Source organism: Streptomyces sp. NPDC054794 (assembly GCF_053611585.1).
In genome coordinates, this window is sequence record NZ_JBSHAQ010000023.1 from 52,707 (window position 1) to 65,197 (window position 12,491).

Genomic DNA, 12,491 nt, shown 5'->3' on the forward strand with positions numbered 1-12,491 from the left:
CACGGGCGCGCAGCTTGCATAGTAGCCGCAGCAGCTGAACGCCCCAAAAGGCGATCACGACGAGTCACGGATGTCGGTGGTCGGGGTGGCGGGATTTGAACCCACGGCCTTCCGCTCCCAAAGCGGACGCGCTACCAAGCTGCGCCACACCCCGTCTGGTGCGACACGTAGGCTACATGCCCGCAGGCAGTACGGCCGCCGCATTTCCGAGCGTCCGGGTGCGCGGTGGCGCGGCGGGCCAAAGGGGTGTGCGGCGACGGCGTACGACCCGCTACGATGCCTTCTGTGCCGCGGTCGCCGAACCTGCGGCGCGCGCTGTGCGGGCGTAGCTCAATGGTAGAGCCCTAGTCTTCCAAACTAGCTACGCGGGTTCGATTCCCGTCGCCCGCTCTGAACGGCTCAGGGCCAGGTCGGAGGATGATTCCTCCGCCTGGCCCTGATCGTTTCCCGGAGCCGTGATCCGCTCTAGTGGGTCTTCAGTTCCCCGATGCGCGCCACCGACGTTCCCCTCTTCGGGCATACCCACACCGCCGCGTCCGTGCGGAGAGTCGCCGTCAGCGGATGCGTGTCCGGGTGCGTCGGGCACTGCGGCCAGACCGCCGACGCGCCTTCGGACCACAGTGTCTCCACCGCCCAGTCCTGGACCTGATCCGCCAGGTGCACGAGCAATTCCGCGGCGGTGCCGTCCGGGTGTGGTGTCAGGCCATGGCCTGAACCGTCCGGGGCCCAGAGCGTGATCCCGCCCGCGTCGTCCCACCGTATGTCCGGCTGCACCGCGCACTGTGCCCGAAGGTCACGCAGGACTGTCTCCACGCCTTCGGAGAATTCCATGTCGTTCACTGGGGCTCCTGATCGACCTCGGGGGGGAAAGTTCCTCCCGGTCACCCGATCACAGGTGCCGTATGTTCACCGTGAACACGGAACGTATGCCGTACGGCACGTAGAGCGCGTCCCCGACCAGGACCAGGGGGGTGCTCGCCGGGCCGGTGGAGTCGGAGGTGCCGCCGTCGTCGCGGCCGGGGCGGGTGGCCCTGACCCGGCCGGTGCGCAGGTCGAGGGCGGCCAGCCGGCCGGTCGGGGAGGCCAGGTAGAGGCGGGTGGACGTGGCGGTCGGCGGGCCGGGCTGCTCGACGGTGGAGTTGCTCCGCCACAGCAGGCGGCCGGTGCGCGGCGAGAACGCGTGGACGCTGCCGCTGGTGAAGGTGCAGTACAGGACGCCGCGCTCCAGGTAGGCGCCGCTGACGGCGGCCTCGGGCCGGGACAGCCGCACGGTGGTCACCACGCGCGAGGGGACGTCGACCAGGGTCAGCGTGCGCAGCGTGCCCATGCCGTCGGCCAGGACGAGGTGGTCCCCGGCCTGGCCGAGGACGCTCAGCGCGCCCTTGGCCGTCACCGTCCACCGGGACCGGCCGGTGGCCGGGTCGAGCTCGGTGACGGTCGTGGCGGAGAGGCTGTAGTCCTTGCCGAAGGCCCCGCAGAGCATGTACACGCGTCCCGCGGCCCCGCCGAGCTGGCAGGCGCCCTTGTCGTTCGCCGCCGAGTACCGCATGGGGTGCTTCCAGCGGATCTTGCCGTCGGAGGCGCCCAGCAGAGCATACGACTGCCCCTTGTCGCCGTACACAGCGATGACGCCCCGGGGCGTGGGGACGGCGTAGCCCTCCTCGCCACCGGTGAGGACCTCGCCCTCGCCGGTGACCGTCTTCCACAGCGCCTTGCCGGTGCGGGCGCTCAGGGCCTGGACCGAGTAGCGGGTCCGGGTGGCGTCACGGTCGGTCGCGGCCGTGCGGTCGTCGACGCCCCAGACGTACACGGTGTCGCCGCGGGTGCCGATGATCGTGCCGCCGCTGCCCGCGCTGCTGCCGCCGGGCGTGGAGTCGACGGGGAGGGCCCAGGTGTTGCGGCCGCGGGCCAGGTCGAAGCGGGTGGCCATAATGCTGTCGCCGGCGCACACCAGGGACGGGCCGGCGGCCACGCAGCGGCTGAAGGAGCCGCTGGGAAGCGCGTCCGGGTCGTGCGGGGACGGAATCCTCGACTGCTGGTGCCAGGGCCGCCAGCCGGCCGGGAGGTCGTCCGGGGTGCCGTGGCCCTGGCGGCTGACGGCGAAGGTCGTACCGGCGACGGCCAGTACGGCGGCCACGGCACCGGAGACCAGCCACCACCGGCGGCGCCGCCCACGCGGCCGTTTCGGGCCCGCGGCGCCGCCGGACGCGGACCGCGGTCCCGGCGCGGGCAGGCGGCCGTCGCGCAGCAGGGTCAGCAGCTCGTCGGGGGTGGGGCGGGACTTGGGATGCTTTTCCAGACAGAACCGGACGAAGGGGAGCAACTCCTCGGGTACGCCGTCGAGATCGGGGGTGCCCTCGACGACCCGGGTCGCCGTCTCCCAGGGGTTGGAGCTGTCGAACGGGCCGCGCCGGGTGGCGGCGTACACCAGGATCGCGCCGAGGGAGAAGATGTCGGCGGCCGGGCCGACGTCGTGCGGGGAGGAGAACTGCTCCGGGGACATGAAGGGCGGGGTGCCCATCACGCGGCCGGTCTGGGTCAGGACGTCGGAGGGGCCGAACTCGGCGGCGCGCGAGATGCCGAAGTCGATGACGCGCGGACCGTCCTCGGCCAGCATCACGTTGGCCGGTTTCAGGTCCCGGTGGACGACGCCGGCGCGGTGGATGTCGCGCAGCGCCTCGGCGAGTCCGGCGGCGAGTTCGCGCAGCCGGTCCACGGACAGCGGGCCGTGGCGGCGGACGTGGGTGCCGAGGTCCTCGCCCGGTATGTAGAGCGTGGCCATCCAGGGGCGCGACCCGTCGGCGTCCGCGTCCACGACGGGGGCGGTGAAGGCGCCGCTGACCTGGCGGGCGGCGGCGACCTCACGGCTGAAGCGGATACGGAACTCGTCGTCGTCGGCGTACTGGGCGTGGACGACCTTGACGGCGAGCCGGCGGCCGGAGGCGGAGCGCGCCAGGTAGACCACGCCCATGCCGCCGCTGCCCAGACGGTCCTCGATCCGGTAGCCGCCCACCTCGGCCGGATCGGACTCCCGCAGCGCCATCCCCGTACATCCCCCCGCTGTTCGATTGTTCCGCCGTGCCGCCGGTCAGAAGCTGATCGAGTTGATCGTTTCCGCTATCGAGTTGAGGAACCGGTTGATGGACGGAGCCATGCCGGTCGAGGCGAGGAAGAAGCCGAACAGCACCGCGACGATGGCGGGGCCGGCCTTGATGCTCCCTCCTCGGATCATGACCACCAGGATGATCGCCAACAGCAGCACCACGGACAGTGAAATGGCCACACTGATCACACCCTAGGTCGGTCCGCTCTCCCGGCCCGGGGGTACATCCCCGCACCCCCGCCAGAACCATCGTGCCACCAACCCGGCCCCCGTATGCGACGCGTGACGCATCGTCGGGAACGGGCCCGCCTCCGACGATCTTCCGCACAGCAATTCGAGGGCGCTCGCGCGTGCGGCTCGCAAGGAATATGAACAACATCGTTTCCGTGTCCACATACCTTGTTCGCAGGTAATTCGAATTGTTGACGCAGAGACGACCCTATGCACCAATTAGTCAGGATGAATCCGGACATCACGGGTGAACATCGGGCTGCGCTGTGCTGACCGTCACGTAGACAGGGACGTCAACTTCTGTAAATCAATGGGTACCCGAAGCCCTTAACCAGGAAAGACACCGGGGGTTTTACGAAATCCCACAGACAACGCTAGGGTGCCTCAGATGTTTGACGCCGCCTCGTCCCCCGGCCAGAACCGCAGGCCGCTCCCTCCGGCACAGTCGCCGGTGAACGGAGTGCCGAGTCCGCGTACCCCGATGAGTGCGCAGAACAGATCAAGACCGGGCAAACAGCGCGACGCGTTCTTCGACAACGCCAAGTACCTCGCCATCGTGCTGGTCGCGATGGGTCACGTGTGGGAGCCACTGAAGGGCGACAGCCGCATCCTGGAGGGCGTGTACACCGTCGTGTACACCTTCCACATGCCGGCGTTCATCATCATCTCCGGCTACTTCTCGCGCAGTTTCGACATGCGCCCGGACCGGGTGAAGCGGCTGATCACCGGCGTCGCCGTGCCGTACGTCCTGTTCGAGACCGCCTACCCGCTCTTCAAGCGGTTCGTCGACCACTCCCCCGACCAGGACATCAGCCTCCTCGACCCCTGGTATCTGACCTGGTTCCTGTGCGCGCTGTTCATCTGGCGGGTGACCACGCCCATCTGGAAGCTGGTGCGCTGGCCGCTGCCGCTCGCGCTCGGCATCGCCATGCTGGCGTCCGTCGCCCCGAACATCGGTGACGACCTGGACCTCCAGCGCGTGCTGCAGTTCCTGCCGTACTTCGTGCTCGGCCTGTGCATGAAGCAGGAACACTTCCAGCTGGTGCGCCGCCGCTGGGTGCGGATCGCGGCGGTGCCGGTCTTCGCGACCGCGCTGGTCGTCGGCTGGTGGGCGGTGCCCCGGATGAACACCGCGTGGTTCTACCACCGCGACGCCGCGCAGGAGCTGGCCGCGCCCTGGTGGTCGGGGCCGGTCATGGTGCTCGCCATGTTCGGCTGCTCGCTGCTGCTGACGGCCTGCTTCTTCGCCTGGGTGCCGGGCCGCAGGATGTGGTTCACCGCGCTGGGCGCGGGCACGCTGTACGGCTACCTGCTGCACGGCTTCCTCATCAAGTACGGCGAGTACCGCGGCTGGTTCGACCACGCCGCCCTGCACCGCCCGCTCGGCGAGATCGCGGTCACCCTGCTCGCCGCCGCGGCCGTCACGCTGCTGTGCACGCGGCCCGTGCGGCGGGTGTTCCGCTTCGCGATGGAACCGAAGATGGAGTGGGCGTTCAAGCAGGACGCCGCCGAACTGGCCCGCGAGCGCCAGCGGAAGGAACGCGAGCGCGAGAAGGTCGGCGCCGGCGCCTAGATCAGCCGTCGAGACCGAGAAGTGCGCGCATCCGTGCGTACTTCTCGGTCAGTCGTCGTCGAAGGGGTTCGTCGAGTACGGCGAGACGCTCCGGGTCCGCGTTGTGCGCCAGGTCGGCCTCCTTCACCAGCAGCGCGCCCGGAGTGTCCAGAATGCGCCGCGCGTACGCCTCCGGCTCCTCCCCCGCCCGCTTGGTGACGGCGAGCACGATGTCCTTCGTACGCCGGCTCAGCGCGGCCCGCTCCAGCCAGTCCTCGCTCAACGCGTCGTCCTCGACGGAGTCGTGCAGCCAGGCCGCCGCGATCTGCTCCTCGTCGCCACCCCGGGCGCGCACGCCCTCGGCGACGGCCCGCAGATGCTCGGCGTACGGCCGTCCCGCCTTGTCCGTCTGCCCGGTGTGGGCGGCGCGCGCGAGGGCCTCGATCTCGGTCAGGGTCAGCCGGTGTTGCGTCTCGGTCACGTTCCCAGTGTGCCCCGGCGCCCGGGGGAGGTCGCTCAGCGCACCGCGGGGGCGGCCTCGCGGCAGATCAGCAGCAGCGCCCGGTCGTCGTTGACGTCCTTGGCGACCGCCTCGATGAGGTGCCAGGCGGCGCCGTGGAAGCCGCCGGCGACATAGCGGTCCGCCTCGCCCGTCAGCCGGTCCATGCCCTCGACGATGTCCCGGTCGGAGGTCTCCACCAGACCGTCCGTGAACACCATCAACACGTCTCCGGGCCGCAGCGACCCCTTCACGGAGTCGAACTGGGCGCCGTCGTACACACCGAGCAGCGGGCCCTCGGCCGCCTTCTCCTCCCAGCGGCCGCTGCCGGCACTCAGCTGCAACCCCGGCGGATGGCCCGCCGAGTACAGCTCGTAGTCCCCGGAGTCGAGGTCCAGCACCAGGTGGATGGAGGTCGCGAAGCCCTCGTCCCAGTCCTGGCGCAGGAGGTAGCCGTTCGCCGCCGGCAGGAAGGCGTGCGGCGGCAGTGAGCCCAGCAGCCCGCCGAACGCCCCGGACAGCAGCAGCGCACGCGAGGCCGCGTCCATGCCCTTGCCGGACACGTCCGTGAGGACGACCTCCAGCGTGCGGCCCCCGTTCGTCCGGGCCGCGACCACGAAGTCGCCCGAGAAGGACTGCCCGCCCGCGGGCCGCAGCGCCATCTCCCGGTGCCAGCCCTGCGGCAGTTTCGGCAGCTTGCTCTGGACCCGGATGCGCTCGCGCAGGTCGAACAGCATGGTCCCGCCGCGCCGCCACGGCACACCGACCCGGCTGCGGAACTGCGCGGTGAGCAGCCCGAAGAAGCCGCAGGCGGCGACCACGAGGACGATGCCCGGAGTGACCCGGGAGGGTCCCTCGGTGTACGGCCCCAGCTTGACCGACTCCACGATGAGTGCCGTGGCCGCGGCCGCGTACAGGCCGAGCAGGCTCGCCGGGCGCAGCAGCAGGCCGCCCGCGACGATCGGCAGCACCAGCGCGGCCGGGGAGAACCACACCGAGTTGGCCAGGGTGATGGAGGCCAGCACGGGGATCGTGAGCAGCAGTCCGACCAGCGCGATCCAGTCGGAGCCGTCGCCGCGGAAGTAGTCCACGGCGCTTCTGCGCAGGCCGACACGGGCCCGGTGCCACTGCATCTTGCACCGGGCCGTGAAGGTCTCGGCCTTCGCGCGCCGCTCTCGTCCTGCTGCCATTAGTTCGGGACCCTATCCATCGGACCACCTGCTTGGCACGGGAGGTCCCACTTGTCCCCCGTCCGAGGCCGAACTCACAGTGAACGTCATCGCGGCCCGCCCCGCGGCCACCAGGGAGAAATTCGTTCGCTCGCCCCGCGACGCCCTGGTACGCATGATTCATGGGTACTGACCTTGCGAGGGACCGTGCGGTCGAGCTGCGCGCGCTGCGGCGGGACGAGCTGGATGTCTGGTACGACAATCTGCTCCGCGCGTTCGGTGGGGTGCCGGAGTCCGCGGACGAGCGGGAGCTGTGGTTCTCGCTCATCGAGATCGACCGTTCGATCGGCGTCTGGGACGGGGACGCGTGCGTCGGCACGGCCGGGGCCTTCAGCTTCCGGCTGACCGTGCCGGGCGGCGCCTCGGTGCCCGCCGCGGGGGTCACGATGGTCGGGGTGGCCGCGACGCACCGGCGGCGCGGGTTGCTGACGTCGATGATGCGACGGCAGCTGGACGACGTACGGGCGTGGGGGTGGCCGCTCGCGGTGCTGACGGCCTCCGAACCGGCCATCTACGGGCGGTTCGGGTACGGCGCCGCGACGTTCCACACCAACGCCGAGATCGACACCACCCGGGTACGGCTGTCGGTGCCGCCGGGCACCGATGACGTACGGCTGCGGTACGCCGCTCCGGCCGACGTGCTCGCCGAGACCGAGGCGCTGTACGCCCGGCACGTGCCGCTGCGGCCCGGGATGCTGGCGCGGCAGCCCGGCTGGGAGCGGCTCGGGCTACTCGACCCGGAGAGCGAGCGGAGCGGGGCGTCGCCCCTGCAGTGCGTGCTGGCCGAGCGGGACGGGGAGTGCGTGGGATTCGCCCGTTTCCGGGTCAAACCGGACTGGGAGCCGGCCGGGCCCAAGGGCGTGGTGGTACTGGAGCACTTGGAGGCGCTCGACGCCGCTGTGCACGCCTCCCTGTGGCGGTTCCTGTTCGACATCGACCTGACGTCGACGATCGACGCGCGGCGGCGGCCGGTGGACGAGGGCTGGCAGCACCTGGTGTCGGACCTGCGCCGGTGCCGGCTGGTGGTGCGGGACTCGCTGCACGTCCGGCTGGTGGAGCTGGGCGCGGCCTTGGAAGCGCGGACGTACCAGGCGCCGGTGGACGTCGTGTTCGAGGTGGAGGACGACTTCTGCCCTTGGAACACCGGGCGTTGGCGGCTGACCGGCGACGCGAAGGGGGCGTCCTGCGTGCGTACCCAGGACGCGGCCGATCTGGCCCTGTCGGTACGGGAGTTGGGCTCGGCCTACCTGGGCGGTGCGTCGCTCGTGTCGCTGGCGGCGGCCGGCCGGGTGCGGGAGCTGCGGCAGGGAGCGCTGACGGAGGCGTCGGTGGCGTTCGGCTCACCGGTGGCGCCCTGGCTGCCGCACGGCTTCTAGCGCTCGGTCCACCGGACCCCTCCTGGGCCGGGGTCAGCGCGTCTGGCAGGTGGGGCACCAGAAGAGGTTGCGGGCGGCGAGGTCGGCGGTGCGGATGCCGTCGCCGCAGATGTGGCAGGGCAGGGTGGCCCGGCGGTAGACGTACACCTCGCCGCCGTGGTCGTCGACGCGCGGCGGCCGGCCCATCGCCTCCGGGGTGTGCTCGGGGCGGACGGTGTCGATGCGGTTGTTGCGGACGCCCTCGCGCATGAGGTCGACCAGGTCCGCCCAGATCGCGTCCCACTCGGCGGGGGCGAGGTCCCGGCCAGCGCGGTACGGGTCGATGCCGTGCCGGAAGAGGACCTCGGCGCGGTAGACGTTGCCGACGCCGGCGACGACCTTCTGGTCCATGAGGAGGGCGGCGATCGTCGTACGGCTGCGGCGGACGCGTGCGTAGGCGGCGGCCGGGTCGGCGTCGGGGCGCAGCGGGTCGGGGCCGAGGCGGTCGTGGATCGCGTGCTTCTCGTCGTCCGTGATCAGTGCGCAGGTGGTGGGGCCGCGCAGGTCGACGTACGAGGTGGCGTTGGCCAGCCGCAGGCGGACCGTGTCGGTGGGCGGAGGCGCGGGGGCGGCGCCGAAGGCGACCTTGCCGAAGAGACCCAGGTGGATATGGATCCACTCGGCTTCGCGGAAGCCGAGGAAGAGGTGCTTGCCGTGGGCCTCGGTGCGGGTGAGCTCCGCTCCGGTGAGCAGGTCGGCGGCGTCGGAGAACTTGCCCTGGGGGCTGGTGACTCGGGTGGGCGTGCCGGAGAAGCGGTCGGCGTAGTCCTGCGCGAGCCGGTGGATCGTGTGCCCCTCTGGCACGGTGGCCGTGTCCTTTCCTGCCGCCCGGGGCTCCGCCCCGGACCCCGTCCTGTCCACCTCGAACGGGGGGCCGGGGCCCCCGTTCGGCGTCAGTCCTGCTGCGGGTGGTGGGCCGGGATCGGGGGCAGGTCCCCCGTCGTCTCGTAGGCCGACAGCATGTCGATGCGGCGGATGTGGCGCTCGTCACCGGAGAACGGGGTGTTGAGGAAGGTCTCGACGAACTTCGTCGCCTCCTCCTGCGTGTGCATACGCGCGCCCACGGCCACCACGTTGGCGTTGTTGTGCTGGCGGCCGAGCGAGGCGGTCTCCTCGCTCCAGGCGAGCGCGGCACGGACACCCTTGACCTTGTTCGCCGCGATCTGCTCGCCGTTGCCCGAGCCGCCGATCACGATGCCGAGGGCCTCGGGGTCCGCGGCCGCCTTCTCCGCGGCCCGCAGGCAGAAGGGCGGGTAGTCGTCCTGGGCGTCGTAGATGTGGGGGCCGCAGTCGACGGGGTCGTGACCCGCCTCCTTGAGCCACTCGACGAGGTGGTTCTTGAGTTCGAAGCCCGCATGGTCGGAGCCGAGATACACGCGCATGGGACGAGTGTGACACGGCTGATCCAGGGCAGCAGCTTCGGGTGCAGGCCAGGGAAAATGTGGCTCAAACCATAGAACCTCAAGGGAACCTCAAGTAACAATCCGGAATCAAAGGTTTCCGAATTCGTTCGCCTCCGATTCACTGGACCGACTCGTACACCGCTCGTGCGGGGAAGCCCAACAGGCGCAAAGGAAATCCGCCCATGACCCCTGGTTCCGGACTTCAGGCAGGACTCAAAAACCGCCATCTGTCGATGATCGCCATTGGCGGCGTCATCGGCGCCGGACTCTTCGTCGGCTCCAGTACCGGTATCGCCACCGCAGGCCCCGGCATCCTTCTGTCGTACGCACTCGTCGGCACGCTCGTGGTGCTGGTGATGCGCATGCTCGGTGAGATGTCGGCCGCCAACCCGACCTCCGGCTCCTTCTCGGCACACGCCGACCGGGCCCTCGGCCGCTGGGCCGGGTTCTCCATCGGCTGGCTGTACTGGTTCTTCTGGGTGGTGGTGCTGGCCGTGGAGGCCACCGCCGGCGCCAAGATCCTCGAAGGCTGGATCCCGGCCGTCCCTCAGTGGGGGTGGGCCCTGATCGTGATGGTCGTGCTCACCGCCACGAACCTCGTCTCCGTCGGCTCCTACGGCGAGTTCGAGTTCTGGTTCGCCGGGATCAAGGTCGTCGCGATCGGCGCGTTCATCGTCGTCGGCGCGCTCGCCATCTTCGGCGTGCTGCCCGGCGTGCACAGCGACAAGGCCAGTTTCGGCAACCTCACCGACCACGGCGGCTTCCTGCCGCACGGTCCCGGCGCCATCCTCACCGGCGTCCTGCTCGTCGTCTTCTCCTTCATGGGCAGCGAGATCGCCACCCTGGCCGCCGGCGAGTCGGAGAACCCGCAGCAGGCCGTCACCAAGTCGACCAACAGCATCATCTGGCGTATCGGCGTCTTCTACCTCGGCTCGATCCTCGTGGTCGTCTCCCTGCTGCCGTGGAACGACCCGGCGATCAAGGAGAAGGGCTCGTACGTCGCCGCCCTCGACTCCCTGGGCATCGCGCACGCCGGCGAGATCATGAACTTCATCGTGCTCACCTCGGTGCTGTCCTGCCTCAACTCGGGCCTCTACACGGCCTCCCGCATGGCGTTCTCGCTGGGCCAGCGCGGTGACGCGCCGAAGGCGTTCGCGAAGACCACGTCCCGCGGTGTGCCGATGGCGGCGATCATCGCCTCCGTCGTCTTCGGCTTCGTCGCCGTCTTCTTCAACTACAAGTTCCCGGACTCGGTCTTCCTCTTCCTGGTCAACTCCAGTGGTGCGGTTGCCCTGTTCGTGTGGCTGGTCATCTGCTTCTCGCAGCTGCGGATGCGGAAGATCATCCAGCGCGAGGCGCCGGAGAAGCTGATCGTGAAGATGTGGCTGTACCCGTACCTGACCTGGGCGACGGCCGCACTGATCGTGTTCGTCCTCGGTTACATGCTGACCGACACGCAGGGCGAGAGCAGCGGCCGTACGACCGTGCTGCTGTCGCTGCTGGTCGCGGCGGTCGTGATCGCCGTCGCCGTGGTCAAGCAGAAGCTCGTGGGCGACCGCGCCGCGGTGGCCACGGCCGACGAGGCCCCGGCCGACAAGGTGTCCGTCGGCTGACGCCGACGACGAACCCGTCGCCGTGACGAGGGGAGGGAGCCCGCGGGCTGCCTCCCCTCGCGCGTTTGCGCGCGGCCTCGCGCTCGGCGGTCTCACAGCACCGTGAAGCTGTCCTTGACCTTGCCGTACGTCTTCAGCGCCCGGGCCTCCGCGTCCGGCCGGTACCAGGTGTTGATCTGGTACGACTTCCCGTCCACGTCGAAGCCGAGCAACTGGGCGTGCCAGGGGACGCCCTTGAGCGTGAAGGTGTACTCCCACACGACCGCCGGGTGCGCCTGGAACGTCGTGTCCTCCAGGCGGATCTTGACGTAGTCCTGGCCCCGGTGGGCGTTCTGCTCCGAGGTGCGCCAGGTCTCCATCAGGTCGCCGCGGGCGAGGGACGACTTGCCCAGGAGTTCCTGGCGGCCGTCGGGGGAGGTGTAGTGCACCTCGGCAGCGGTCTTCGTGTCCCGCCGCCAGCCCTTCGGCGTCACCCAGGCGAACCCGCCCGCCTCGCGGTGCGCGCCCGGCGGCAGACTCCGCGGCCGGGACGTGCCCTCGACGGTGGGCGAAGGCGACGCTTCTTCGGAGCTCGCGGCGGCCGGCGAGGTACCGGCCCGAGTGTCCCCCTTCGGCCCACCCGCCGACATGGTCAACAGCACCGCGACCACGACACCCACGGCCACGACTCCGAGAGCGGCGAGGATGCCGGTACGGCGACGGGCCAAGTGGGCGGCAGGTCCCACGGCCGCCCCTGGGGGCAACCCGACGGTGTGAGACCCACGCGGCCCCGGCCCCGGACCCGGCCTGCGCCGGGTCACGGCTTCCGCCTGAGCGCGGGTGGGCGGGACGCCGGGGTGGGACTGCGACCCCGGCCCCCGGGACGGTCCGCCGGAATTACTGGAAGGCGTCTCGGAACGAACCTCGGAGCGCAGCTCGGAGGCGGGTCGGGCGGGGGGCGTGGGTGGTGGTGCCGGGGGTGCGGGCGCGTGGGCGGATGCCTGGGCGGATGGGTGGGCGGGGGGCGCTTCGGAGAACGTGGCGGAGGGGTCGGCGGCATGGCCCCGGACCTGATTCCGCGCGGGTTGATCGGGGCCACGTCGACTGAGAGACACCGCCTTCACCGGCACGGCGTCCCGCACGGGGCGGGGGTCCGGAGCCGGGTTCGGGTCCGGGGTCGCGTTCGGGTCCGGGTTCGGGTCCGGGTTTGGGGCCGGGGTCGCGTTCGGAGCTGGGGCCCAGTCCGAGGTCGCGCCCGGGCCGAGGGCCGGGGTACGGGCCGGGGACGGAGGCCAATCCGCGGCGGCCGAGTCCTGGGGCCGGGCCGGAGCCGAGCCTGCGGCCGGGGCAGGGCCCGAAGCTGGGGCAGAACCCGAGGCTGAGTCCAGGACCGGGGACGAAGCCGAGCCGGGAGCCGGACCCGAACCGGGGGCCGGACTCGAAGCCGGGGCAGGACCCGAGGCCGTA

General features: G+C 70.8%; 11 protein-coding genes and 2 tRNA genes. 4 read left to right on the forward strand and 9 right to left on the reverse strand.

The window, feature by feature from the left end; genetic code table 11:
* Nucleotides 1–77 precede the first annotated feature (77 nt).
* Nucleotides 78–154: transfer RNA gene (locus ACWGKT_RS24145), tRNA-Pro, on the reverse strand.
* Nucleotides 155–319: 165 nt separating this feature from the next.
* Between ACWGKT_RS24145 and ACWGKT_RS24150 the strand changes: the two genes are divergently transcribed.
* A tRNA-Gly gene (locus ACWGKT_RS24150) sits at nt 320–390 on the forward strand.
* Between the two features lie 75 nt (nt 391–465).
* On the opposite strand, the gene ACWGKT_RS24155 is transcribed toward ACWGKT_RS24150, so the two are convergent.
* The 3 genes from ACWGKT_RS24155 to ACWGKT_RS24165 are packed head-to-tail and all read right to left on the reverse strand — an operon-like array spanning nt 466 to nt 3,283.
* On the reverse strand, nt 466–831 hold the full coding sequence (locus ACWGKT_RS24155) for a hypothetical protein (protein WP_356145170.1): 366 nt from the start codon (nt 829–831) through the stop codon (nt 466–468).
* A 58-nt stretch (nt 832–889) separates the two neighbouring features.
* Nucleotides 890–3,043, reverse strand: a complete 2,154-nt coding sequence (locus tag ACWGKT_RS24160; RefSeq protein ID WP_453275323.1) for a protein kinase domain-containing protein — start codon at nt 3,041–3,043, stop codon at nt 890–892.
* A gap of 45 nt (nt 3,044–3,088) precedes the next feature.
* On the reverse strand, nt 3,089–3,283 hold the full coding sequence (locus ACWGKT_RS24165) for a hypothetical protein (protein ID WP_235453825.1): 195 nt from the start codon (nt 3,281–3,283) through the stop codon (nt 3,089–3,091).
* A gap of 532 nt (nt 3,284–3,815) precedes the next feature.
* Between ACWGKT_RS24165 and ACWGKT_RS24170 the strand changes: the two genes are divergently transcribed.
* Nucleotides 3,816–4,907, forward strand: a complete 1,092-nt coding sequence (locus ACWGKT_RS24170) for an acyltransferase family protein (RefSeq protein WP_453275324.1) — start codon at nt 3,816–3,818, stop codon at nt 4,905–4,907.
* 1 nt (nt 4,908) lies between these two features.
* Here the strand turns inward: ACWGKT_RS24170 and ACWGKT_RS24175 are convergent, their stop codons facing one another.
* A complete protein-coding gene (locus ACWGKT_RS24175) occupies nt 4,909–5,367 on the reverse strand; it encodes an HD domain-containing protein (RefSeq protein ID WP_453275325.1) in 459 nt (152 codons plus the stop codon).
* A 35-nt stretch (nt 5,368–5,402) separates the two neighbouring features.
* On the reverse strand, nt 5,403–6,575 hold the full coding sequence (locus tag ACWGKT_RS24180; RefSeq protein WP_453275326.1) for a PP2C family protein-serine/threonine phosphatase: 1,173 nt from the start codon (nt 6,573–6,575) through the stop codon (nt 5,403–5,405).
* A 161-nt stretch (nt 6,576–6,736) separates the two neighbouring features.
* Between ACWGKT_RS24180 and ACWGKT_RS24185 the strand changes: the two genes are divergently transcribed.
* On the forward strand, nt 6,737–7,990 hold the full coding sequence (locus ACWGKT_RS24185; RefSeq protein ID WP_453275327.1) for a GNAT family N-acetyltransferase: 1,254 nt from the start codon (nt 6,737–6,739) through the stop codon (nt 7,988–7,990).
* Between the two features lie 33 nt (nt 7,991–8,023).
* On the opposite strand, the gene ACWGKT_RS24190 is transcribed toward ACWGKT_RS24185, so the two are convergent.
* A complete protein-coding gene (locus ACWGKT_RS24190) occupies nt 8,024–8,833 on the reverse strand; it encodes an Fpg/Nei family DNA glycosylase (protein WP_356145052.1) in 810 nt (269 codons plus the stop codon).
* Nucleotides 8,834–8,922: 89 nt separating this feature from the next.
* On the reverse strand, nt 8,923–9,411 hold the full coding sequence (locus tag ACWGKT_RS24195) for a ribose-5-phosphate isomerase (RefSeq protein ID WP_235453831.1): 489 nt from the start codon (nt 9,409–9,411) through the stop codon (nt 8,923–8,925).
* A 203-nt stretch (nt 9,412–9,614) separates the two neighbouring features.
* Between ACWGKT_RS24195 and ACWGKT_RS24200 the strand changes: the two genes are divergently transcribed.
* Complete coding sequence (locus tag ACWGKT_RS24200; RefSeq protein WP_453275328.1) at nt 9,615–11,045, forward strand: amino acid permease; 1,431 nt, start codon at nt 9,615–9,617, stop codon at nt 11,043–11,045.
* 92 nt (nt 11,046–11,137) lie between these two features.
* On the opposite strand, the gene ACWGKT_RS24205 is transcribed toward ACWGKT_RS24200, so the two are convergent.
* Nucleotides 11,138–11,770, reverse strand: a complete 633-nt coding sequence (locus ACWGKT_RS24205; protein WP_453275329.1) for a hypothetical protein — start codon at nt 11,768–11,770, stop codon at nt 11,138–11,140.
* Nucleotides 11,771–12,491: the final 721 nt, after the last annotated feature.